This window comes from Arthrobacter sp. ZGTC131, from assembly GCF_002929275.1.
GTDB lineage: Bacteria > Actinomycetota > Actinomycetes > Actinomycetales > Micrococcaceae > Arthrobacter.
In genome coordinates, this window is record NZ_PJIK01000003.1 from 244336 (window position 1) to 266912 (window position 22577).

Genomic DNA, 22577 nt, shown 5'->3' on the forward strand with positions numbered 1-22577 from the left:
TCAATCGGACCAACGAGAAGAGGAACAACATGCGCGGATTGAGCGCATTGCGCGTAGCTGCAGTCGCAGCAGGCATCGCCCTGATGGCTTCAGGCTGCGGAGCAACCAGCAAGCCTGCCGCCGGCCCCGCCACCACCGGCGCGGACGCCGCCCCCCTCGCCGGGCTGCGGATCATGGTGCCCAACACCCCCGGCGGCGGCTACGACACCACGGCCCGCGCCGCGGCGAAGGTTCTCGAAGACGAGAAACTCGCCACCAACCCCGAGGTCTTCAACCTCGCCGGCGCCGGCGGCACTGTGGGCCTGGCCCGCATCGTCAACGAAAAGGCCAACGGCGACCTGACCATGCTGATGGGGCTCGGCGTCGTCGGAGCCAGCTACACCAACAAGTCCGAGTCGAAGCTGACCGAGACCACCCCGCTGGCCAGGCTCATCGAAGAGCCCGGCGCCATCATGGTGTCCAAGGACTCCCCGTACAAGACCATCGACGACCTCGTCACCGCCTGGAAGAAGGACCCGTCCAAGATCAGCGTCGGCGGCGGCTCCTCAGCCGGCGGCCCGGACCACCTCCTGCCCATGCAGCTCGCAGGTGCTGTTGGCATCGACGCCAAGAAGGTCAACTTCGTTTCCTACGACGGCGGCGGCGACCTGCTCCCGGCTATCCTCGGAAACAAGCTGGGCTTCGCGGCTTCCGGTGCCGGGGAATACATCCAGCAGATCAAATCCGGAGACATCCGCGTGCTGGCAACCAGCGGCGAGAACCGGCTTGAAGGAGTGGATGCCCCCACGCTCAAGGAATCCAACATCGACCTGGTCTTCACCAACTGGCGCGGCATCGTAGCCCCTCCGGGCATCAGCGATGCCGACCGGGACGCGCTGATCGCCACCCTGCAGAAGATGCATGAGTCGGCGTCCTGGAAGGAAACCCTGAAAACGCGCGGCTGGACCGACGCCTTCATCACCGGCGACGAGTTCAAGTCCTTCCTCACGGACCAGGACAAGCGCGTTGCCGACGTCCTGACGAAGCTCGGCCTGGCGTGACCTCCTTGTCCACCCGTCTCAAAGGCCGCTCCGAGCTGGGCGTCGCAGCCCTGCTCGGGGCGGTCGGCGCCTTGGTCCTCTTCGACGCAGCGCGCCTGGTTGTGCCCTACTCCCAGTCAGACCCGGTGGGCCCCAAGGCCTTGCCGATCATCGTAGGATCGCTGCTGCTGGTTTGCGCCGTGATGCTGGCAGTAAACGTTTTGCGCGGCGGCCACGGCGAGGCCGAAGCCGGCGAAGACATCGACCTGAGCCATCCGGCCGACTGGAGGACCATCCTTCCGCTGGCTGGCGCCTTCATCGCCAACATCCTGCTGATCGACTGGGCCGGCTGGGTCATCTCCGGAACAGTGCTCTTTTGGGGCAGCGTCTGGGCTCTCGGAAGCCGCCACTATGTCCGTGACGGACTGATCGCGCTGGCCCTGGCGCTCCTGACCTTCTACGGCTTCTACCTCGGCCTGGGCATCGCCCTTCCCGCCGGGCTCCTTGAAGGGATTCTCTAGATGGACATCCTGTCCTCACTCATGGACGGGTTCGCGACGGCGCTGACCCCCATGAACCTCCTGTATGCCCTGATCGGCGTCCTCCTGGGCACCGCCGTCGGCGTCCTGCCCGGCATCGGTCCGGCCATGACCGTGGCGCTGCTGCTCCCGGTGGCCATGGTCCTCGAACCCACCAGTGCGTTCATCATGTTCGCCGGCATCTACTACGGCGGCATGTACGGCGGTTCCACCACGTCGATCCTGCTCAACACACCCGGCGAATCGTCTTCCGTAATCACCGCCATCGAGGGCAACAGGATGGCAAAGGCAGGCAAGGCCGCCCAGGCATTGGCGACGGCGGCCATCGGCTCGTTCGTGGCCGGCACCATCGGCACCGCCCTGCTCGTGGTCTTCACCCCCATCGTGGTTGAGTTCGCCGTCAGCCTCGGCTCCCCCAGCTACTTCGCGATCATGGTCCTTGCACTGCTGGCCGTCACCGCGGTCCTGGGTGCGTCCCGGCTCCGCGGCTTCGCTTCGTTGGGCCTCGGCCTGGCCATCGGCCTGGTTGGTATCGACTCCGTTTCCGGGCAGCGGCGCCTCACGTTCGGTCAGCCCCTGCTGGCCGATGGGCTCGACATCGTCGTCATTGCCGTCGCGATCTTCGCTGTGGGCGAGGCCCTGTGGGTCGCCGCCCACCTGCGCCGCACACCGCTGCAGATCATCCCGGTCGGACGGCCGTGGATGGGCAAGCAGGACTGGAAGCGCTCATGGAAGCCGTGGCTGCGCGGCACGGCATTCGGATTCCCCTTCGGCGCCCTGCCCGCAGGTGGAGCCGAAATTCCTACCTTCCTCTCCTACGTGACGGAGAAGCGGCTGTCCAAGCACCCCGAGGAGTTCGGCAAGGGTGCCATCGAAGGTGTCGCCGGTCCCGAGGCTGCCAACAACGCCGCCGCTGCGGGCACCCTGACCCCGATGCTGGCTCTGGGCCTCCCGACGAACGCCACCGCCGCCGTCATGCTGGCAGCGTTCACCCAGTTTGGCATCCAGCCGGGACCGCTTCTGTTCGAAAACGAGGGCCCCCTGGTATGGGCACTGATCGCCAGTCTCTTCATCGGCAACACACTGCTGCTGCTGGTGAACCTTCCCCTGGCACCGGTCTGGGCGAAGCTGCTCCGGCTGCCCCGGCCCTACCTGTACGCGGGCATCCTGTTCTTCGCCACGTTGGGTGCCTACTCAGTCAACCTGCAGGCGTTCGACCTGGTGATTTTGCTGGTCGTGGGCGCACTGGGCTTCATGATGAGGCGCTTCGGACTCCCGGTGCTCCCGCTCATCCTAGGCCTGATCCTGGGGCCACGCATTGAAAAGCAGCTCCGCCAGACCCTGCAGCTGAGCGCCGGTGACGTCTCCGGCCTTTGGAGCGAGCCGATCGCCGTCGTCGTCTACATCATCGTGGCCCTCGTCCTGGCCTGGCCCCTGCTGTTCAAGGCATGGCGCCGCATGCGGCCGCGCACCGCCGTGGCTGTTGGCGGCGGTACAGTTGCCGCCGGCCCCGCCGCAGGCGGTCCGACGGCGGAACGTCCGACGGCGGAACGTACGACGGCGGTTTCGCCCGGTCAGGCTGCTGCCGCCGACGGCAAAACTACGGATGCCAACACCGCAGACGCCACACCCGCCAACCACGGACAGGAGAAATCGTGAGCATCATCGTCGGCTACGTCCCCACGGCAGAGGGCACGGCAGCACTCGACCGCGCCATCAGCGAGGCCCACAAGAGCCAGAGCCGCCTGGTCATCATCAACTCCTCACGGGGCGACGCCATCGTGGACAAGCGGTACGCCCAGGCACAGGACATCAACGAGGTCACGGAACGGCTGGAAAAGGAAGGCATCGACCACCTGGTCCTTCAGCCGGTCCGCGGCAACGACGTGGCCAGCGAGGTCCTGGAGGCTGCGGACAAATACCGGGCGGAACTGATTGTCATCGGCCTCAGGAAGCGCACCCCCGTGGGGAAACTGATCATGGGCAGCACGGCGCAGCAGATCCTGCTCGAAGCGTCCTGCCCCGTGCTGGCGGTCAAAGCCGGCGCCTGACGCTGCCGGAACACCACCAGCCGCGTTTCACTCATCACACCCCGGGCCCGGGTCCGGATCAATCGGGATCCGGGCCCCGGCCCGCGGCACCTTAAAGGGTCCACCCTTGACGGCACGCGGATCGCCGGCGGGATTCCCGGCGGGGTTCCCGGCGGGGTTCCCGGCCAGGCGCGCCGGTCGTGACCGCAGGCCCTGACAGCCGCCGTCCGATACCGTAAACCCATGAACCAGTACCGGCTAGCCATCCTGGACGACTACCAAGGAGTCGCGGAGGACTACGCCCCGTGGAGCTCCCTGGGGCAGCGCGGCGTCGCCGTCGTGGTGTTCGGCGGGCATTTTGGCTCGGAAGCCGAAACCCTGGCGGCCCTCGCGGACTTTGACATCGTCATCGCAATGCGGGAGCGCACGCCGTTCCCCCGCAGCGTCATCGGGCAGCTGCCCCGGCTGAAGCTGCTCGTGACCACCGGCGCCGCCAACGCGGCCATCGATCTGCAGGCGGCGGCCGACCACGGCGTGGTGGTGTGTGGAACCGGCGGCTCACCCACCGCGGCGCCGGAACTGACGTGGGCGTTGCTGCTGGCTTTCGCCCGGAACCTGACCGCGGAAGAAGACTCCCTGCGGTCCGGCAACTGGCAGCAGGCCATCGGCTTCGAGCTGTCCGAAAAGACGCTGGGAATCGTCGGGCTGGGGAAGATCGGCACGCGGATCGCCGGCTACGGCCGCGCCTTCGGGATGGACGTGCTGGCATGGAGCCAGAACCTGACCGAGGATACCGCCGCGGCCGCCGGGGCCCGCAAGGTCAGCAAGGAAGAACTCTTCACGGAGTCCGACGTCGTGTCCCTGCACCTGCGGCTGTCGCCGCGGTCCGAGGGGACGGTCGGCGAACGCGAGCTGCAGCTCCTTGGGCCCGAAGGTGTCCTGGTGAACACCGCCCGCGGCCCGCTCGTGGATCAGCAGGCCCTCGTCACCGCCCTGCAGGAGGGGTGGATCCGCGGGGCAGCCATTGACGTGTTCGACGAGGAACCCCTTCCGGCAGGGCATCAGCTGCTGGCCGCTCCCCGTGCACTCCTGACGCCCCACCTTGGGTATGTCACGCAGGAGAGCTACCGGGCGTTCTTCGGCGGCGCGTTCGAGGACGTGACAGCCTGGCTGGACGGCGCCCCGGTCCGGACGCTGACCCCCTAGCCGGTACGGCGGTCCGCCGGCAGGCCGGCCGTATACCGTCGGGTGATTAACCCGCGGCGGGCCCCGGCGCCGCAGTCACGCCTCGGCGGGCTCGGGCTCGAGCGTGACCGTGCCGGCGTCGCCGTCGACCCTGACCTGCCGGCCGCTCGTCAGCCGCTGCGTGGCCACGCCCGTGCCGAGAACGGCGGGGATGCCGTATTCCCGGGCGACGATGGAGCTGTGGCTCAGCGGTCCGCCCACATCGGTGACCACTCCCGACGCCATGGCGAACAGCGGCGTCCACGCTGGCGTGGTCATGCGGGCCACCAGGACTTCCCCCGGCCGCATGGTGGCGAAGTCCTCGGGGCCGCCGAGGACGCGCGCCGGCGCGGTCACCTGCCCGGAACTGGCGCCGACTCCGGAGAAGGTGTCGCCGGGCTGGTCCTGGGAGCGGGCCGGCATCATGCTTCCGAACGCCCGCTCTACCCAGCGGCTCTCGGGCAGGAGCTGCGGCGCGGCGGCCTTCCGCTGGCCCCGCCACAGCATCTTGCGCTGCTCCACGGCCTCAGCCCGTACCGGCCGTTCGGTGCCGGTGATGGCGGCGCCCGGTGTGGCAAGGCCGAAGTCGATGGCATTGCGGAGCTCGCCGAGCCTCAGCCAGAAGATGTCGGCGGATTCGGCGATGATGCCCGAGCCCACCAGCCGCTGGCCTAGCTCCAGCAGCATCCGGCGCATCAGCGGCCATGCCAAACCGATGTCGGCCAGCGCATCCTCACGCACGGGTGCCGCCCTTTGTGCCCAGCGCAGCAGCCGGACAAACCCGGCCCGGCGGGCGGGCCCGAGCCTGTCGCGGATTGCCCGGCTCTGGTCCTCGCGGCGCTCTGCCGACCGCTGCTGGCGCCCATGCGGGTCGCTTCCCTCGCCGCGCACGAAGAATTTCAGGGTTTCCAGCAGGGCCGAAGGATCGTCGGCGGGCACCGGGTTGACGAAGTCAAGGTTGTACACGGCATGCCCGAACCGGTCCAGATGCCGCTGGAAGCGCGTGCGCCACTGCTCCCACTCCCCCGCGTCCACGCCGGCTGGCGTGTCGCCCGTCCGGACCGACTCGGCGATCGACTCGGCGGGTCCGGAGGTGAAGGCTGCGGCCAGCTCCGGATGACCGCGGGTCCATGCCGCAAGGTCGTACAGCGACTTCTCGGCGCGCATGGGCTCGCTGTCGAATCCGAGCAGGAACGTCTGCCCGGGCGGGTCGCCGGCACGGCGGACCAGCCGGTCGTAGAACGCCCGGAACGTGATCTCGCTTGTGGCCGCGATCGGGATGACGGACTGCACCGCCGTGTAATAGGCGGTTCCGGCGTCCAGCAGCTCGGAGACCCCGCCCAGCAGCTCGGTGGAAGGCAGGTCCTTCAGCGGCTTGGCGGACCAGCGACGCACCAGCCCGCGGTAGCGGGGGTGGGAATGGTCCCGCCAGCCCTTAATGCCCATGTGCGCCTTGCCGCGGGCGAGGGCACGCACCGCCGTCAGGGACTTGCCCATCACCCGCCACATGCCGCTGGAGCTGTAGTAGTAATAGGCGTAGCCGTTGATCGTGGGCAGGGAGACGTCGCCGTCCCGCACCACGTCACGGCCCACGGCCTCGGACAGCAGGGCCCTGATCGACCGCGTCACCGAGCCGTCGATGAGGTCGGCGAACAAGGGTGAGAGCGGATCGGGCAGCTGCTCCACGATGCTTGCCCGGAAGTACATGCCCTTCGGATAGGGCAGCGGCCAGTCTGCCGGGGTCTCGGCAGCGGGTTCCGGCAGCGCGGTGACCGGCCGGGACTGGACAATGAAGAACTCGCCGGCCGAACGCGCCCATTCGATGTCCTGCGGCGCGCCGAAATGCTCCGCGACGGCCACCCCCTGCCGTGCCAGCGCGGCCGCCGCCGCGTCGTCCAGGACCGGCCGGCGGCGCTGCTGTTCCGGGACCGGCCACTCCATGGTGCCCTTGTCCGCGTAGCCGGTCATGACCTCCTTGTCCGCCGTCCGCCGCGACTCCACGCGTCCCGCGCCGGAGTCCACCACGACGTCGTCGGTGGTGACGGCTCCGCTGACCACCGACTCACCCAGACCCCAGGCGGCACTGATCACCACTTGGTCGCGCCGGCCGTTGGAAGGGTTGGCGGTGAACATGACCCCGGCGGCCTCCGACTCGACCATCTGCTGGACCACTACTGCCAGGCGCACCGTGGCAGGATCGATCCCGGCACGGGCCCGGTAGGCCATGGCGCGCGCATTCCACAGGGACGCCCAGCAGTCAATGACCGCCGCCGCGACGTCGCCGGGGCCCCGGACATTCAAGTAGGTGTCCTGCTGGCCCGCGAAGCTGGCCGAGGCGAGGTCTTCGGCAGTGGCCGAGGACCTGACCGCAACCGGCGTATCCGTAACGCCGCCGTCACCCGGGGCTGCTGCCTGCCGGGAGAGCACGCTGTATGCCTCACTCAGCTCGCGGGCGATGTCCTCCGGCATCACGCCGGCGGCGAACAGCGCCCGGATGCTTTGCGCAGCGGCGTCGTAGTCGGTTCCCTCTGCACCGGGTGGAAACGTGGCAAGTTCGAGGATGCGCGGCACGAGGCCGTTGGCCTCGACGAAGTCCGCATAGGCTGCGGTGGTCAGCACGAAGCCGGGCGGAACGGGAAATCCAGCCCGGGCAAGCTCCCCGAGGTTGGCGCCCTTGCCGCCTGCCATGCCGACGTCGCCGCGCCCCACCTGGTCAAAGTCCTTGGTGTAGGTCATGACCATGCGTCCCTTCTGCCCGGGCCAGCTGACAGCGCCGACCAGCTGGCAGCACGCCCGGTCCGCAGCGCTGGGCCTGGCTGATCCCATTTTGGCACGGCGGATCCAGCCGTCCTATGGCCCGACGTGACGCATCAGAAGCGCCTGGCGGGCCTGTTGAGAGGCGCTTACTCCATGCCGTGCGGCCGCCACACCACCACGGCCTGGGACCTGGCCCGCGGCCGCTGTCCCCGGGCCAGGCTGACCACGTCTCCGGCCGTGCCGGCGGCGAAGATCCGGGAGTCCAGGGGCTGACGACGGCGGCCCAGTTCCTCGGTCAGTTCGCTCACCCGCCGCTGCAGTGCGGCCACCTGGTTCTCCAGTTCGAGGATGCGTTTGATCCCCTCGAGGGAGACGCCTTCGTGGGAGAGCCGCTGCACCTGACGCAGCATGGTCACGTCCCGCTGGGAGTACCGGCGGGACTTGCCCGGGGCGCGGCTGGGAGAAACGATGCCGAGCCGGTCGTACTGGCGGAGCGTCTGTGGGTGCATGTCAGCGAGCTCGGCTGCCACCGAGATGACGAAGATCGGCTGATCGAAGTTGATGTCCACGGCTGACGCCCGTCGCTAGAGCCGGGCCTTGGCTGCCAGGCCCTCGCGGACATCCGCGCCGGCGGTGGCGGCTGCGAATGCTTTCACGGCCTCCTCGGCTTCCTTGCTCAGATTCCGCGGAACGGCGACGTCGATGGTCACCAGCAGATCGCCGGCGCCCTTTGAGGTCTTCACACCGCGGCCCTTGACCCGGAGCGTCCGCCCGGACGGTGTGCCGGCCGGCACCCGGACCCGGACGTGTTCGCCGTCGATGGTGGGGACCTCGATGTCGGCACCCAGGGCGGCCTCAGGGAAGCTGACCGGCACATGGATGCGGAGGTTGTCGCCGTCGCGGGTGTAAAAGTCGTGGGGTTTGACGTTGACCGTCACCATCAGGTCGCCGTTGCCCGAGGGGCTGTACTGGCCCTTGCCGCGGACGCGCACCTTCTGGCCGTCCTTGATGCCGGCCGGTACCCGCACGTCGATGACCTCGCCGTCCGGCTCGCGCAGGCCGATCGTGGTGCCGCGGATGGACCCGGCGAAGGAGATGCTGGTGGTCGCCGTCCGGTCTGCACCCTTCTGGGGCGCGCGCTGGTAGCCCGCCGGGCCGCCGGCGCCGCCGAAGCCGCCGCCGAACAGGTCCGCGAACTCGGGCGGGATGCCGCCGGCGGTGCTGAACCCTCCGGAGTGCCGGCCACCGCCGCCGGTGAACAGGCCGCCGAAGAGGTCCTCGAAGCCGCCGTTCGCGCTGCTGCCCGCACCGTGCGGAGCGAAGCGGGCGCCGCCGCCCATGGCGCGGATGGCGTCGTACTGCTGGCGCTCATCGGGGTCGGACAGCACTGAATATGCCTCGGAGATGTCCTTGAACTTCTTCTCCGAGGCAACATCGCCGGAGTTGGTGTCCGGGTGGTGCAGGCGTGCGAGCTTCCGGTAAGCCTTCTTGATGTCAGCGTCGGAAGCGTCCTTGGCGATGCCAAGGATCGCGTAAAAGTCCTTGTCCACCCAGTCCTGGCTAGCCAATGGCGTTTCCTTTCAAAAGTTCAAAAGCGTTAAGGCGAGATTACCGCTGAACGCCGTAGCGGATGAGGGGCCCTGAGTGGCTGGTCCCCCTCATCCGCGAGGGCGTGGGTTAATTACGCCGGAACGGCCACAATCACTTGTGCCGCACGGAGGACGCGCTCGCCCGACTTGTAGCCGGAGCGGAGCACCTGGCTGACGGTGTCAACCTCGATGTCCTCGCCGGGCTGCTGGATGAGTGCCTCGTGGATGGTCGGATCGAACTCCACGCCGGTCTCATCGATCCGGGCCAGGCCGTACGTCTTCAGCGCGTTTTCCAGCTTGACTGCGATCGCGGCGAACGGGCCGTCCGCGAGGTCACCATGCTGGCGGGCGGCGTCGACGTCGTCCAGCACCGGGAGCAGCGAGTTCAGGACGCCGATGACGGCCATCTCCCCTGCCACGGCACGGTCGCGTTCAACGCGCTTGCGGTAGTTGACGTACTCGGCCTGCAGACGCAGCAGATCGTTCTTCAGCTCCGCGGCCGCGGCGGCTTCCGTTCCCTGGGCCACCGACTCTTCCGCCGGCACCTCCACCTGGTTGAGGATTTCCTCAGCCTGGGCGAGGGCGTCGCCGTCGGAATCGGCGGCAGTGTCAATGGGCTCGGCCACCGGTTCGTTGTGGTGCTCGCCCTTAGGGTGGCGTGCCTGCCCGGTCACCGGGTCCACCTTGCGGTGGTCTCGGATGACCGGCTCGTCACGCTTGCTGCCCTGGTCGCGGGAAGAATCGTGCTCTTCTTCGTTACCGTGATGCGGCATGGTTACTTCTTCTCGTCTGCGACGTCTTCGTCAACGATCTCAGCGTCGACGATGTCCTCGTCAGCCTTGCCGCCGGCTGTGGAACCGCCAGCGGCGCCTTCGGCACCTGCGGCGCCGGTTGCACCGTCCGGCGAGCCGGCCTGTGCGTAGATGGCTTCGCCGAGCTTCGACTGGGATGCCTGCAGCTTCTCAAACGCAGTCTTCACGGCTGCGTCATCGGTGCCCTCGAGCGCCTTCTTGAGGGCGTCGACGTCGGCCTTGACCTCGGTCTTGACCTCTTCGGGCAGCTTGTCGCTGTTGTCGGCGATCAGCTTGTCCACGGAGTAGGCGAGCTGCTCGGCCGTGTTGCGGGTGTCCGTTGCCTCGCGGCGGGCCTTGTCCTCGGCTGCGTGCTCCTCGGCGTCCTTGACCATGCGGTCGATGTCTTCCTTGGAGAGCGCGGTGCCGCCGGTGATGGTCATGGACTGTTCCTTGCCGGTGCCCTTGTCCTTCGCCGAGACGTGCACGATGCCGTTGGCGTCGATGTCGAACGTGACCTCGACCTGCGGGACGCCGCGGGGAGCCGGTGCGATGCCGGTCAGTTCGAACGTGCCCAGCGGCTTGTTGTCGCGGGTGAACTCACGCTCGCCTTGGAAGACCTGGATGGCCACGGACGGCTGGTTGTCATCAGCCGTGGTGAAAGTCTCGGACCGCTTGGTGGGGATGGCCGTGTTGCGCTCGATCAGGTGCGTCATGACACCGCCCTTGGTTTCGATGCCCAGGGACAGCGGGGTGACGTCGATGAGGAGAACGTCCTTGCGCTCACCCTTCAGCACGCCGGCCTGCAGGGCCGCGCCGACAGCGACGACCTCGTCCGGGTTGACGCCCTTGTTGGGCTCCTTGCCGCCGGCCAGTTCCTTGACCAGTTCGTAGACGGCGGGCATACGGGTGGAACCGCCCACGAGCACGATGTGGTCGATCTCGGAGAGCTTGATGCCGGCAGCCTTGATGACGTCCTGGAACGGCTTCTTGGTGCGCTCCAGCAGGTCCTTGGTGAGGTCCTGGAACTTGGCGCGGGTCAGCTGCTCGTCCAGGTGGACCGGGCCGTCGGGGGTGACGGACAGGTACTGGAGCGAGACGTTGGTGCTGGAGGAGGAGGAAAGTTCCTTCTTGGCCTGCTCGGCGGCCTCACGGAGGCGCTGCAGGGCGATCTTGTCCTTGGACAGGTCGATGCCCTTGACCTTGAGCTGGTTCAGCAGGAACTCCACGACACGCATGTCCCAGTCGTCGCCGCCGAGGTGGTTGTCACCGGCAGTGGCGCGGACCTGGATGGTCGAGAAGTTGTCTTCATCCTTGCCGACTTCCAGCAGGGAAACGTCGAACGTTCCGCCGCCGAGGTCGAAGACCAGGATGAGTTCGTCTTCCTTGCCCTTGTCCAGGCCGTACGCGAGCGCGGCGGCGGTGGGCTCGTTGACAATGCGGAGGACGTTGAGGCCTGCGATTTCGCCGGCTTCCTTGGTGGCCTGGCGCTGGGCGTCGTTGAAGTACGCCGGAACGGTGACCACAGCATCGGTGACCTTTTCACCGAGGTAGGACTCGGCGTCGTTCTTCAGCTTCATCAGGATACGCGCGGAGATTTCCTGCGCGGTGTACTTCTTGTCGTCGATCGCGACGCTCCAGTCGGTGCCCATGTGGCGCTTGACGGAGGCGATGGTGCGGTCGATGTTGTTGACGGCCTGGCGCTTGGCGATCTCGCCGACCAGGACCTCGCCGGACTTGGAGAACGCAACGACGGACGGCGTGGTGCGGCCGCCCTCGGCGTTGGCAATAACGGTGGGCTCGCCACCTTCGAGAACGGAGACGACGGAGTTGGTGGTTCCGAGGTCAATACCTACTGCACGTGACATGTGTTGCTTCCTTCTTTCCTTGGAAACTTTCTGCCCCCGATCCCGGGCGCTCCGGCCGGGCTTTCGCCCGCCGCGAGGACTGCAGGTCCGCTTGACGGGGCCTGTCGAGATCGAGGTTCGCTCACTCCTTGAGCGATCTGCACTCAACTTTACTCAGGACCGTATTTAAGTCAATCCAAAGTTGAGTCAACTACGCTCAACTCTTGCTCGTGAGGGAGTGCGCACCCAAGGAAAGACCCCCGGTGTTCCGCGGATATCCGCGGAACACCGGGGGTCGGGACGACGCCGCCAGTGCAATTTCGCTGAGCGTGAACCTATGGGGGCAGCGCCTTGGCGGGGGTCAGCTGCCGTCGTCGTCCTTCCGCGGTGCGTTGACCTGGCCGTCTGTCAGTTCATCCTTCAGGTCATCTGCCGTGCCGGGCTCGGGGGCCGTTCCCGTGGCGCCGTAGTCGCCCTCGGGGTACTCCCCCTCCTCGTCGCCGGGCAGTTCCTGGCCAACCGTTCCGGCCTTCCCGTAGTCGCCTTCCGGGTAGGCGCCTTCCTCGGCGTCGGCGGGGACTTCGACCGTTCCGGCGTCGCCGTAGTCGCCGGCGGGGTATTCGCCTTTCTCATCGGCGCGAGCATCATCGCCCGCCACGCCGGCGTCGCCGTAGTCGCCTTCCACATACTGGCCGCTGTCGCCTTCGAGCGCCGGATTCCTGGTGCTGTTGTGGGTCTTTCCTGCGGCTTCAAACTCGCTGTTCTCGGTCATCGCGTAATCACTCCTTCGGAGGACTGGGCGCGCCCAGCCGGGCGCAGTGGCAGTCTACTCAGCTGCGGCAGGCGGCAACAGGGCGCCCGGAGCGGGACCCCCTCAGCTCCCCGCGGCTCAGGTCCCGGCCAGGCCGGTAGTGGCCACACCCCTGATGATCTGCCGCTGGAAGAACAGGAACACCACGATCAGGGGCAGCGCGGCGAGCAGTGCCGAGGCCATGTTCTGGGCGTACTGGATGCCGTAGGCGCTCTTGATGGTCTGCAGGCCCACGGGAAGGGTGAGCAGCGAGCTCTCGTTGGTGGCAATGAACGGCCACAGGAAGTTGTTCCAGGCCCCGATGAACACGAAGATGGCCACGGCGGCGAGGATGGGCCGGGACAGCGGGAGCACAATCGTGGTGAAGATCCTCAGCCGGCCAGCCCCGTCCATCAGGGCCGCTTCCTCGAGTTCACGCGGAATCTGGTCGAAGAACTTCTTGAGCACGAACACCATCGGCGAGTGGATCACCTGCGGCAAGATCAGCGCCCAGTACGTGTCGATCAGGTCTAGCGACTGCATCTGCTGGAACAGCGGGATGATGAGGACCGGCGGCGGAATGATGATGGAGGCCACGATCACGCCCATCAGCATCCTCTTGCCGCGGAAATCGATCCGCGAAATGGCGTAGGCCACGGACGCGGAAATCACCAGCGTAATGGCGGTGATCGCCGCGGAAGTGAACAGCGAGTTGAGCGTCCAGGTGGGGATGTTTCCGCTCTGCAGCACTTTGGCGAAGGCCTCGAGCGTGAAGCCCGACGCCGGTATCCAGCTGATGGGGGTGGACGCGGCATCCGTTTCGGTCTTCAATGCGGTGACCGTGGCCCAGGCAAAGGGCACGAGCCACCCCACAGCCAGGACGGACACGACGACCGTGGCCAGGATGCGGGACAGCGGCATCTTCGCCGGCCGGTTTGGCGCAACTGCGGGGGAGCCCTTGGGCCGGAGTGCAGGCTTGGCAAGTGTGGTGGTGGCCATGGCTAGGCGCTCCTTTTCCGTGTGGTGAAGACCTGGGCCAGCGCGATGAGCAGGATCAGCCCGAAGAAGACATAGGAAATGGCTGCGGAATAGCCCAGCCGGTAGCCGGTGAAGCCGGCCTCGAAGATGTACTGCACAATCGAGCGGGTTGCGCCTCCCGGTCCGCCTTCGGTCATCTGGTAAATCTGGTCAAAGACCTTCAGGGAAGCCAGGATCTGCAGGATCACGATCATCACCGTGGTGGGGCCGAGCTGGGGAAGGCTGATGGAGAAGAACTGGCGCCAGCCGCCGGCGCCGTCGAGCGATGCTGCTTCATAGTGCTGCTGCGGGATGTTCTGCAGCGCGGCCAGGTACAGCAGGAAATTGAAGCCCACGGTCCACCAGACCGTTGCAATCACGACAGCCCACATCGCCACCGAGGGGTCGTTCAGCCACGCCACCGGCGGAATGCCCAACTTTGCGAGCAGGTCGTTGAACAGCCCAAGCTCCGGGTTGTACATCCAGGCAAAGAAGAGCGAGACCACGGTGGAGGCGAGCAGGTACGGGGAGAAGAAGGAAAGCCGCCACAGCCACTGTGCGGGCAGGCCCATGTTGACGAGTGCTGCCAGCGCCAAGGCGATCACCACCAGCGGCACGGTGCTGATCAGCGTGAAGTACAGCGTGTTCCCCAGCGACCGCCACATGTCCGAATCGGCAAACGCCTCGGTGTAGTTGGCCAGGCCGATGAAACCGCTGTTGGCGCCGGTGAGCGACTTTCCGGTGAGGCTCATGATGGCTCCGGAAATCATGGGCCAGACCAGGAACGCGAGGAAGAAGACCAGGAAAGGGGCGGAGAAGGCCCAGCCGTGGATGTCGTCCCGCCTGGAGCGGGACGATTTCGCAGCGGGCGCCGGAATGTCGTTGCGCCGGCTGCGGGACGATTTCCCGGCGGACGCTGGTGTGGTGGCGGTGCTCATGAGGACTCCTTTGTCACGAACGGGTCGGTGCTTAGTCGGGATTCGGCGGTCATGCAGGGTTCGGTGCTCACACCGGGTTTGGCATGGCGAGGACCGCGTTGATGCGCTTTATGAAGGCGTCCCAGCCCTCTGCGGCCTTGTCCCGTCCGAGGAAGACGTTCTGGACGTTCTCGGCGAAATAGCTCTGGAAGTCGGATCCGGAACCGGTGAACCAGGCCTCGGGGTCGTAGTTGATGATGTCTGCTGCGTGCGCATAGTCCGCCTGCGGATCCAGTGCCGCATACTCACTGGACTTCACCACCGGCTGGTAGGCCGGAATGTGGCCTGCCTCTGCCCAGCTCAGGGATCCCTTGAGCATCGACGCAACGAACTGGTACACGCCGCGGCGCTTGGATTCGTCGAGCCTGGCCTGGTGGGGCAGCACGAACGAGTGCGAGTCGGCGAAGGCCGCCGGCGTTCCGAACAGGGTGGGGATGGTGGTGGCCCCGAGCGGAACACCCGCCGTCTTCATGGTGGGCAGCTCCCAGACGCCGGTGAAAAGCAGCCCTGACCCCTGGCTGGCGAATTCGGCGATGGCCGTTCCGCCGTCGCCGCTTTTTGTGGAAATGGTGTTATCCAGGAGTGACGTGATGAACTCCAGGCAGTCGATGGCCACGTCCCGGTCCACCTGGGCGGGCTTGCCGGGGTCCAGGACGAAGTCCGCGCCGTGCTGGCGGTAGAGGGTGTAGAACAGCCGCCACATCTGCGCGCCGTCGCCCAGGTAGCCGTAGGAGAGCCCGTGCTTGCCGGTGACGCGCTGCAGTTCGCGGCTCACTTCAAGGAACTGCGAGGGCGACGAGATCTCGGCCAGCCGACCGTCGTTCCCCAGTACGCCGGCCTTGCCCGCCACGTCCGTGTTGTAAAGCATCACGAACGGGTGCGAGTCCAGCGCCAGCGAAAACACCTGGCCGTTGAACTGGCTCTTCTCCCAGATTCTCGGGCCGAAGTCCTCCGGCCGCACCCCGAACTCCGCCAGCAGATCCAGGTCCCAGGCATCCAGCAGCCCGCCGGGAGCATAGCCGGGCACCCTGGCCGCATGCATGACGGCCACCTCGGGCGGCCGCCCGCCCGCCGAGGCCATGGCTAGTTTCGTGTAGTACGGCGCACCCCAGGCGAGCACCGTGGGCTTGATCCTGAAATCAGTGTGGTCCGCGTTGGCTTTGTCGATCATGGACTGCATCTTGATGCCGTCTCCGCCGGAGAGCAGGTGCCAGAAGCGGATGTCATTGCCGGCGGCCTGCGCCGCCCCGCCGCAGCCCGTCAGGCTTGTCCCCAGGGAGAGGCTGCCAACCAGCGCCCCTCCTCCGAGCAGCAATTGCCTGCGGGAAAGATGCACAGGGCCGAAATCAACTTGCTTCACCGTCACTCCTTTGGACGTAGCCGCTGGCAAACAGGCGGCCCCGGCAACTGGCCGGCGCCACGCTCAACGACTGTGGGCTGAGACACACTTTACATCGTTGTAAATAGCCGCACAAGACATTTTTGTTAGCGTTCACAAAATTATAGCGGCCCCTCTTCTGGCCGGGCACTGCGGCACCTATTCGAGTCCGGCGACACCCGCCAGTATCCGCAGGTGGTGCTCGAACAGTTCATCCCTCGCGGAGAAGGTGTCCGCGCCGTACTGGCCGAAGACTTCGAAGCTGATGGCCCCGAAGACCGACGTCCAGGCCAGGGCACCGCGGGCCAGCAGTGCATCCGGGACAGCCAGGTCAAGCTCGGTGCGGATTGCTTCGAGGTCCGCAGCCAGCGCGGGAACCACGGCGGCGTCCGGAGGAGCCAGCTTGCCGGCCCGGTAGGCGGCGTCGAGGATTCTCATCAGGCTAATGACCACCCGGGTGCCGGGGCCGGTGGTCCGCTCCGCCGGCGCCTGATATCCGGGCACGGGGCTTCCGAACAGGAGGGCGTAGCGGGCAGGCTCGGCGAGCGCCCATTTCCTTACGGCGCGCGCCAGTGCGGCAAAACGGCCCCAGTGGTCGCCGGCCGGAAGGGACTCGACGGCGGCGTCCGCCGCATCGCCCAGCTCACCGTAGGCGTCGATGAGCAGAAGGGTCAGGAGCTCATCGCGGCTCTCCACGTAGCGGTAAACGGCGGAAGATACGACGCCGAGCTCACGGGCCACGGCACGGAGCGAGAGCGCGGCCGCTCCGTGCAGGGCAAGGTGCTCCCGGCCGAGCCTGATGATCTGCTCGACCGTGCGGATGCGGGCCTGCTCGCGGGGCGTCTGAATTTTTACCGGATCGGCCATCCTCCAAGGATGACATGGAATAGAGCAGTGGACACAATTGCGAGCACTGCTCTTGACACAGCTCGGCGCGCCGTCCATTCTGAATTCAGAGAGCAGTGCTCTCATAACACTCGGAATGAAAGCGGGTACACACATGCCAGAGAAACTATTTGTTGTCACAGGCGCCGGGCCGGTGGGCTGGACGGTCGCCGAACAGCTCGCCGGCCAGGGCCACCGCGTGCGCATCCTGACCCGGTCCGGCAGCGGCCCGGAACACCACCTGATTGAAAAGCGCGCAGTGGACGTTTCAGACCGGGCGCTGGTGGCGGAGTCGCTGGCCGGCGCCAGCGCCGTTTTCCACTGCATCCACGGCTCGGCCTACAGCGCCAAGGCGTGGGAGAGGGAACTTCCGCGGGCGGAAGCGGCCATCCTGGCGGCGGCAGGCGAAGCGGGCGCCGTCGTCGTCTTTCCCGAAAGCCTCTACTCCTACAGTGAGCCGGACCGGGTGATGATGGAGAAGGGCCCGCGCGGGGCGCGGGGCGGGAAGCGTGGTGTGCGGACGGCGCTGCTGCAGGAACGGGAGGCGAGCGCCACACATACCGTGAGCGTGGTTGCGGGGGACTTTTTCGGACCCCGCGTGCGGGCGGCGCACGCCGGCGAGCGGATGGTGCCGAGGATCCTGGCACGGCGGCCGCCGCAGGTGTTGGGCAGCGCGGACCAGCCGCATTCGTTCACGTTCGTGCCCGACCTGGCCGCGGCAATGATCAAGGCAGCACAGACGCCCGCGCTATGGAACCGCGTGCTGCACGCCCCCACAAATCAGGCTCTCACCCAGCGGCAACTCGCCGGCGCGCTGGGTGAAGCGGCCGGGGTGCCCCGGCCAAGGGTCGGCGTGCTGCCGGGCTGGCTGCTGCGCGCGGCGGGGGTGTTCTCGGCCGACATCCGCGAACTCGCAGAGATGCTCTACCAATTCGAGCGGCCGTTCGTGATGGACTCCGCAGCCAGCGAGGCAGCGCTGGACCTGCGCCCCACTCCCCTGGCCGCCGCGGCCCGGGCCACCGTGGAGTGGTGGAGGCAGGAAGCCCCCGCATCGGCGGCAGATCCTGTCCGCGTCACGGGGCGGTGAATTAACGAGCCGCTACCTGACGCCGGCCTGCTGGATCTCGGGTTTCCCGGCCCCATCCGCCGCGCCGGCCGGGACGGGCTGGTCCGCGCGCCCCAGCTTGCTGGGCCACCAGATGCGCCGGCCCAGGTCGTAGGCCATGGCCGGTACCAGCAGCGAGCGCACCAGCACGGTGTCCAGCAGCACCCCGAAGGCCACGATGAACGCGAGCTGCACCAGGAACATGATGGGGATGACCCCCAGCGCGGCAAAGGTCGCGGCAAGGACCACGCCTGCGGACGTGATCACCCCGCCGGTCACACCCAGACCCCGCAGGATGCCGGGCCTGGTGCCGTGTTTGAGCGATTCCTCGCGGACCCGGCTCATGAGGAAGATGTTGTAGTCCACGCCGAGGGCCACCAGGAACACGAAGCCGAACAGCGGCACTGTGGCATCGGCTCCCGGGAAGCCAAGGATGGTGTTGAACACCAGGGCGGAGACTCCCATGGCTGCAGCGTAGGAAAGGACCACGGACGCCACCAGCAGGACGGGTGCCAGGACGGATCGCAGCAACAGCATCAGAATGACCAGGATGACCCCGAGCACCACGGGGATGATGGTGAGCAGGTCGCGCTGGGCCGTGGTGTTGGTGTCCAGGGCCGTGGCTGTCACTCCGCCCACGAGCGCCGCCGGGTCCAGCCTCTTGACGTTCTCGCGCAGCGCAACCACGGCATTTTCGGCGTCGTTTGAGTCGGCCGCGAAGTCGAGGGTGGCGTTGATCAGCACCCTCCCGTCGCGGACGGCCGGGGCGGTGGCCGCGCCAGGCGCACCGGTAATCGGCACACTGCCCTCAGCCAGCAGGTAGGCGTCCCCCACGCCGTCGGCCGCCCTGACCTCTGCCAGTACCTCCCCGGCCCTGGCCTCCGAAACCACGATGACCGCTGGGCTTCCGCTTCCGGCGTCGAAATGGCGGCCCAGAGCGTCCTGGCCGTCCACGGCATTGGAGGCGTTCAGGATGACATCGGTCTGGGGAACGCCGTGGGCCTTGAGCTGCAGGACGCCTGCCGACGCGGCAAGCAGCAGGAGGACAGACGCCACCCACACGGCGCGCGGACGCCTGGACACCAGGGAACCTGCGGCACGCCACAGCCCCTTCTGGCCTTCCAGTCCGGTGGCCAGAATCGGTTCACGATCCCCTTCCGGCACCAGCCCGGGGCGGAACGGCCAGAAGGCACTGCGCCCCAGGAGCCCCATCAGCGCGGGAAGGAGCGTCAGCGCCGCGAACAGGGCACACAGGATGCCGGCGGCAGCGACGGGACCCAGGGCCTTGTTGGAATTAAGGTCGGAGAACAGCAGGCACAGCAGGGCGACGATCACCGTTGCTCCGGAGGCCAGGATCGGCTCGAAGGACGCCTTCCAGGCGGTGACGACGGCGGCTGTCCGGTCCGCGGTGTGCGTCAGCGCCTCGCGGAACCGTGCCACGTAGAGCAGGGCGTAGTCAGTGGCGGCGCCGATCACCAGGATCGACAGAATGCCCTGGCTCTGGCCGTTGAGCTGGATCCAGCCGAGCTTGGCCATACCGAACACCAGCAAGATTGCCGCGCACAGGGCGAACACCGAGGTCAGCAGGACGGCAAGGGGCAGCAGCAGGGACCGGTAGACCACCAGGAGAATGACGAACACTGCTCCGAGCGCCACGAGCAGCAGGAGGCCGTCGATGCCGGCGAAGGCTCCCGCGAGGTCCGCCGCCAGCCCGGCCGGGCCCGTGACAAAGGTCTGTGTGCCCTCCGGCGCTCCGTCCCGGACCGCCTCCCGGAGCTCGTGCACGGCGTCCTTGACCTCGCCCGACGACGGAATGGGCACGATGAACTGCACGGCCCGCTGGTCTTCGGCGGGGATGGGGCCGATCACCGTACTGCCCGCCCGCAGCGCCTCCAGCGCGCCCTTGAGCGCCGCCGCCTCCCCCAATTGGGATGGCGTGAAGGCGGCGCCGCTTTCAATCACGACGACGGCGGGAACCTCGCCCGAGTCCCTGAACTTTTCCTGCCAGTCGCGGGCCTCGGTGGCTTCCGCGCCGGCTGGCAGGAATGACGCCTGATCGTTGGACGAGACTTCGTCCAGCCTGCCGAAGGTGGGTCCGCCGACGCCGGCAATGGCAAGCCACGCGAGGACCAGGACGACGGGAGTCAGCCACCGCAGCCAGAAGGGGACGTGCGGGGGGTTGTGGGCTGTCTTCTTCATGACGACCTCCAGTGTGGACGTGCCTGGGCTCGTGCAGGCCGGATTAGAATGAGTCCACCATAGACTATCTCCACCATGGAAATAAACCCTGTGGACGTTATCTGGCAGGTTGGAGCAGGCGGATCGGGGCGCCCCCTGGAGTAAACTCCGGAGGGCGTCAAAGGGAAAGGAGGCCACCGTGTCCGAAGATCCGGCTGAGCGCTCGCACCCCCATATGCCGAATGCGGCCATGCCCGGCGGCCCGCCACAGCCCCTGGTGCGGCTGCTCCAGGAGTTCACGCTTGAGGCCAACCGGTACGTCGACTCCGCGGGCGGCCGGAACGACATGCACCGCACCGACCTCAACGCACTCGCCGTGATCATGCGGCACTCAGCCAAGGACGAGGTGATCACCCCCGGGACGCTGCGCAAAGAACTCAACCTCAGCTCCCCTGCCACCACGGCGCTGATCGACCGGCTCTGCAACTCCGGGCACGTCGTCCGCGAGCGCCAGGGCCAGGACCGCAGGCAGGTACAGCTCCGGATGACGGACAAGGCATACCGCGACGGCAGCGCCATGTTCCTTCCGCTCGCCCGGCACATGGGCGCGGCCATGACCGGGTTCACGCCGCAGGAACTGGAGACCGTGACCCGGTTCATGAACGCGATGATCGATGCCACCGTCCGCGCCGGCCTGGAAGCGGCCGGCAAGGCGCCCTCCAGCGACACGGAGAACTGACGGCGGCTTGAATTATCCGCCCCTCGGCCCACCAGGTCGGCTCGCACCGTTTTGACCCCCCACCCCCCAAAAAAACGCCCCCTGCTGCTACCTACTTGGGGAGAGCGGTGCGTATGCCGTTTCCATTTGGAGAAGGAGGAGTAGCGTTTCCCTATGAGTGCGCAGCAGCCAGACGATGTGTACACGCACGGCCACCACGAGTCGGTGGTCCGGGCCCATGCCTCCAGGACAGCGGAGAATTCCGCGGCGTTCGTGATCCCCCACCTCACCACCGGGGTCTCAGTGCTGGACGTCGGGTGCGGGCCGGGCAGCATCACGTGCGACTTCGCCGGGCTGGTGGCCCCCGGAAAGGTGACCGGTCTGGACCGCTCCCCGGACGTCATTGCCCACGCCCGGGAGCTGGCGGCCGATCGCGGCGTGGAGAACGTTGAGTTCGTGGCCGGCAACATCTACGACCTGGACTTCGAGGACGACACGTTCGACGTCGTGCACGCCCACCAGGTCCTGCAGCACCTGACCGATCCCGTGGAGGCGCTGCGCGAGATGCGGAGGGTGGCCAAGCCGGGCGGCATCGTGGCCGTCCGCGATGCCGATTTCCACGGCATGAGCTGGTACCCCGCCATCCCCGAACTCGATGAATGGATGAAACTGTACCAGCGGATCGCCCGGAGGAACGGGGCCGAGCCCGACGCCGGACGCCGCCTCGTTTCGTGGGCGCAGGCCGCCGGCTTCACGGACGTGGCGCCGACAAGCAGCAACTGGCTGTACGCCACCGGGCAGCAGCGGCGGTGGCAGGCCCGGGTGTGGGGCGAGCGCGTGCTGCACTCCGCCTTCGCCGACCAGGCCCTCGAGTACGGGTTCGCGCAGGAGGCGGACCTCACCCGCATCTCCGCGGGCTGGCACCGCTGGGGCTCCACCGACGACGGCTGGTTCCTCATCCCCAACGGCGAGGTCATCGCCCGGGCCTGAAAGCGGGCAGAAAGCGGCCTGAATGCGGGCGAGGACGCGGGCTCCGACGGACCACACTAAGCTTGTTTGGTGCAATTCTCCCTGTGGCTGGCCCTCGCGGGTGCCGGCGTCCTCATCAGTTTCACTCCCGGCGCGGGTGCCATCAACACCATGAGCAACTCGCTGACGTCCGGTTTCCGGCGCTCCATCTGGGGGATCCTCGGCCAGCAGGCGGCGCTGATCGTGCACGTTGTCATCGTTGCGCTGGGCGTCGGAGTCCTCGTTGCGGGATCCCCGGTGGCCTTCAACGTCATCCGTTACGCCGGGGCCGCCTACCTGGTGTACCTCGGGGTCAGGCAGTTCCTGCACAAGCCGGACCTGGACCAGGAGAAGGCCGCCGCGCTCAGGAACGAGCCCGCCTGGTCCATGTTCCGCCGCGGCCTCTGGGTGAACCTGCTCAATCCTAAGGCGATCGTGTTCTTCCTGGCCTTCATGCCGCAGTTCATCCGGCCCGAGCATCCGCTGCTGCCGCAGTACCTCGCCCTCACGGCAACAGTGGTCATCATCGACATCCTGGTCATGTGGTTCTTCTTCGCGGCGGCTGCGAAGTCGTTCCAGCGCTTCACCCACGATGTCCGGGGCCAGACCAGGCTCAACCGGATCTTTGGCGTTCTCTTCGTCGCCGTGGGCATCCTGCTGGCGTTCATCCACTAGGTCCGCGGCTGCGGTTCCACTAGCTCCGGCGGCTGCAATTTCGCAAATTA

General features: G+C 67.2%; 21 protein-coding genes. 10 read left to right on the plus strand and 11 right to left on the minus strand.

The features are described 5' to 3' along the window. Positions 1-29 precede the first annotated feature (29 nt). The 5 genes from CXQ90_RS06180 (at position 30) to CXQ90_RS06200 (ending at position 4794) form a co-directional block, all read left to right on the plus strand. The gene (locus CXQ90_RS06180) at positions 30-1040 is read left to right on the plus strand and encodes a tripartite tricarboxylate transporter substrate binding protein (RefSeq protein WP_104137754.1); all 1011 of its coding nucleotides are present in this window, start codon (positions 30-32) and stop codon (positions 1038-1040) included. Further along, on the plus strand, positions 1037-1540 hold the full coding sequence (locus CXQ90_RS06185; protein WP_104137756.1) for a tripartite tricarboxylate transporter TctB family protein: 504 nt from the start codon (positions 1037-1039) through the stop codon (positions 1538-1540). The genes CXQ90_RS06180 and CXQ90_RS06185 overlap by 4 nt, the downstream gene beginning before the upstream one ends. After that, positions 1541-3217, plus strand: a complete 1677-nt coding sequence (locus CXQ90_RS06190) for a tripartite tricarboxylate transporter permease (RefSeq protein ID WP_258064381.1) — start codon at positions 1541-1543, stop codon at positions 3215-3217. Continuing rightward, positions 3214-3609 carry a universal stress protein gene (locus CXQ90_RS06195; RefSeq protein ID WP_104137757.1) on the plus strand — a complete coding sequence of 132 codons (396 nt, stop codon included), beginning with the start codon at positions 3214-3216 and terminating at the stop codon, positions 3607-3609. Before CXQ90_RS06190 ends, CXQ90_RS06195 begins: the two co-directional genes overlap by 4 nt. A gap of 222 nt (positions 3610-3831) precedes the next feature. Next, positions 3832-4794, plus strand: coding sequence for a D-2-hydroxyacid dehydrogenase family protein (locus CXQ90_RS06200; RefSeq protein WP_104137759.1), 963 nt, complete (start codon positions 3832-3834; stop codon positions 4792-4794). Between the two features lie 75 nt (positions 4795-4869). Here CXQ90_RS06200 and CXQ90_RS06205 read toward each other — a convergent pair whose 3' ends face one another. Further along, entirely contained in the window at positions 4870-7548 is a 2679-nt protein-coding gene (locus CXQ90_RS06205; RefSeq protein WP_104137969.1) for a PEP/pyruvate-binding domain-containing protein, read from the minus strand. Between CXQ90_RS06205 and CXQ90_RS22830 the strand changes: the two genes are divergently transcribed. After that, positions 7547-7678, plus strand: a complete 132-nt coding sequence (locus CXQ90_RS22830) for a hypothetical protein (protein ID WP_258064382.1) — start codon at positions 7547-7549, stop codon at positions 7676-7678. The two genes, CXQ90_RS06205 and CXQ90_RS22830, sit on opposite strands and share 2 nt — an antisense overlap. 37 nt (positions 7679-7715) lie before the next feature. Here the strand turns inward: CXQ90_RS22830 and CXQ90_RS06210 are convergent, their stop codons facing one another. From CXQ90_RS06210 to CXQ90_RS06250, 9 genes are all read right to left on the minus strand, one after another. Next, on the minus strand, positions 7716-8138 hold the full coding sequence (locus tag CXQ90_RS06210) for a heat shock protein transcriptional repressor HspR (protein ID WP_104137760.1): 423 nt from the start codon (positions 8136-8138) through the stop codon (positions 7716-7718). A gap of 15 nt (positions 8139-8153) precedes the next feature. Continuing rightward, the gene (locus tag CXQ90_RS06215) at positions 8154-9137 is read right to left on the minus strand and encodes a DnaJ C-terminal domain-containing protein (RefSeq protein WP_181038444.1); all 984 of its coding nucleotides are present in this window, start codon (positions 9135-9137) and stop codon (positions 8154-8156) included. 113 nt (positions 9138-9250) lie between these two features. Beyond that, the gene (locus tag CXQ90_RS06220) at positions 9251-9931 is read right to left on the minus strand and encodes a nucleotide exchange factor GrpE (protein WP_104137762.1); all 681 of its coding nucleotides are present in this window, start codon (positions 9929-9931) and stop codon (positions 9251-9253) included. Positions 9932-9933: 2 nt separating this feature from the next. Next, complete coding sequence (gene dnaK / locus CXQ90_RS06225) at positions 9934-11817, minus strand: molecular chaperone DnaK (protein ID WP_104137763.1); 1884 nt, start codon at positions 11815-11817, stop codon at positions 9934-9936. 340 nt (positions 11818-12157) lie between these two features. Beyond that, positions 12158-12568 (minus strand): hypothetical protein, encoded by a 411-nt coding sequence (locus CXQ90_RS06230; RefSeq protein WP_104137765.1) that lies wholly within the window; start codon positions 12566-12568, stop codon positions 12158-12160. 117 nt (positions 12569-12685) lie between these two features. Then, positions 12686-13585, minus strand: coding sequence for a carbohydrate ABC transporter permease (locus CXQ90_RS06235; RefSeq protein ID WP_104137766.1), 900 nt, complete (start codon positions 13583-13585; stop codon positions 12686-12688). A 2-nt stretch (positions 13586-13587) separates the two neighbouring features. Next, complete coding sequence (locus CXQ90_RS06240) at positions 13588-14541, minus strand: carbohydrate ABC transporter permease (RefSeq protein WP_104137768.1); 954 nt, start codon at positions 14539-14541, stop codon at positions 13588-13590. Positions 14542-14608: 67 nt separating this feature from the next. Beyond that, a complete protein-coding gene (locus CXQ90_RS06245; RefSeq protein ID WP_104137769.1) occupies positions 14609-15940 on the minus strand; it encodes an extracellular solute-binding protein in 1332 nt (443 codons plus the stop codon). Positions 15941-16117: 177 nt separating this feature from the next. Beyond that, positions 16118-16825 (minus strand): TetR/AcrR family transcriptional regulator, encoded by a 708-nt coding sequence (locus tag CXQ90_RS06250; protein WP_104137771.1) that lies wholly within the window; start codon positions 16823-16825, stop codon positions 16118-16120. A gap of 133 nt (positions 16826-16958) precedes the next feature. Here CXQ90_RS06250 and CXQ90_RS06255 point away from each other — a divergent pair, with 133 nt between their 5' ends. Beyond that, positions 16959-17930 carry an NAD-dependent epimerase/dehydratase family protein gene (locus tag CXQ90_RS06255; RefSeq protein WP_104137772.1) on the plus strand — a complete coding sequence of 324 codons (972 nt, stop codon included), beginning with the start codon at positions 16959-16961 and terminating at the stop codon, positions 17928-17930. Positions 17931-17942: 12 nt separating this feature from the next. Here CXQ90_RS06255 and CXQ90_RS06260 read toward each other — a convergent pair whose 3' ends face one another. Beyond that, positions 17943-20147: an MMPL family transporter gene (locus tag CXQ90_RS06260; protein ID WP_104137774.1), complete on the minus strand. Its 2205-nt coding sequence runs from the start codon at positions 20145-20147 to the stop codon at positions 17943-17945. A 214-nt stretch (positions 20148-20361) separates the two neighbouring features. Here CXQ90_RS06260 and CXQ90_RS06265 point away from each other — a divergent pair, with 214 nt between their 5' ends. The 3 genes from CXQ90_RS06265 (at position 20362) to CXQ90_RS06275 (ending at position 22527) form a co-directional block, all read left to right on the plus strand. Further along, a complete protein-coding gene (locus tag CXQ90_RS06265) occupies positions 20362-20865 on the plus strand; it encodes a MarR family winged helix-turn-helix transcriptional regulator (protein WP_104137775.1) in 504 nt (167 codons plus the stop codon). 153 nt (positions 20866-21018) lie between these two features. After that, positions 21019-21834: a class I SAM-dependent methyltransferase gene (locus tag CXQ90_RS06270; protein WP_104137777.1), complete on the plus strand. Its 816-nt coding sequence runs from the start codon at positions 21019-21021 to the stop codon at positions 21832-21834. Between the two features lie 69 nt (positions 21835-21903). Next, positions 21904-22527 carry a LysE family transporter gene (locus CXQ90_RS06275; protein ID WP_104137972.1) on the plus strand — a complete coding sequence of 208 codons (624 nt, stop codon included), beginning with the start codon at positions 21904-21906 and terminating at the stop codon, positions 22525-22527. Positions 22528-22577 lie beyond the last annotated feature (50 nt).

Excerpts from the sequence above, each read along its gene's own strand:
- CXQ90_RS06180 (WP_104137754.1), top strand. The coding sequence starts at position 30 with ATGCGCGGATTGAGCGCATTGCGCGTAGCTGCAGTCGCAGCAGGCATC.
- CXQ90_RS06190 (WP_258064381.1), top strand. The coding sequence starts at position 1,541 with ATGGACATCCTGTCCTCACTCATGGACGGGTTCGCGACGGCGCTGACC.
- CXQ90_RS06200 (WP_104137759.1), top strand. The coding sequence starts at position 3,832 with ATGAACCAGTACCGGCTAGCCATCCTGGACGACTACCAAGGAGTCGCG.
- CXQ90_RS22830 (WP_258064382.1), top strand. The coding sequence starts at position 7,547 with ATGACCATGCGTCCCTTCTGCCCGGGCCAGCTGACAGCGCCGACCAGC.
- CXQ90_RS06205 (WP_104137969.1), bottom strand. The coding sequence starts at position 7,548 with ATGACCTACACCAAGGACTTTGACCAGGTGGGGCGCGGCGACGTCGGC.
- CXQ90_RS06220 (WP_104137762.1), bottom strand. The coding sequence starts at position 9,931 with ATGCCGCATCACGGTAACGAAGAAGAGCACGATTCTTCCCGCGACCAG.
- dnaK (WP_104137763.1), bottom strand. The coding sequence starts at position 11,817 with ATGTCACGTGCAGTAGGTATTGACCTCGGAACCACCAACTCCGTCGTC.
- CXQ90_RS06230 (WP_104137765.1), bottom strand. The coding sequence starts at position 12,568 with ATGACCGAGAACAGCGAGTTTGAAGCCGCAGGAAAGACCCACAACAGC.
- CXQ90_RS06235 (WP_104137766.1), bottom strand. The coding sequence starts at position 13,585 with ATGGCCACCACCACACTTGCCAAGCCTGCACTCCGGCCCAAGGGCTCC.
- CXQ90_RS06240 (WP_104137768.1), bottom strand. The coding sequence starts at position 14,541 with ATGAGCACCGCCACCACACCAGCGTCCGCCGGGAAATCGTCCCGCAGC.
- CXQ90_RS06250 (WP_104137771.1), bottom strand. The coding sequence starts at position 16,825 with ATGGCCGATCCGGTAAAAATTCAGACGCCCCGCGAGCAGGCCCGCATC.
- CXQ90_RS06255 (WP_104137772.1), top strand. The coding sequence starts at position 16,959 with ATGCCAGAGAAACTATTTGTTGTCACAGGCGCCGGGCCGGTGGGCTGG.
- CXQ90_RS06260 (WP_104137774.1), bottom strand. The coding sequence starts at position 20,147 with ATGAAGAAGACAGCCCACAACCCCCCGCACGTCCCCTTCTGGCTGCGG.
- CXQ90_RS06265 (WP_104137775.1), top strand. The coding sequence starts at position 20,362 with ATGCCGAATGCGGCCATGCCCGGCGGCCCGCCACAGCCCCTGGTGCGG.
- CXQ90_RS06270 (WP_104137777.1), top strand. The coding sequence starts at position 21,019 with ATGAGTGCGCAGCAGCCAGACGATGTGTACACGCACGGCCACCACGAG.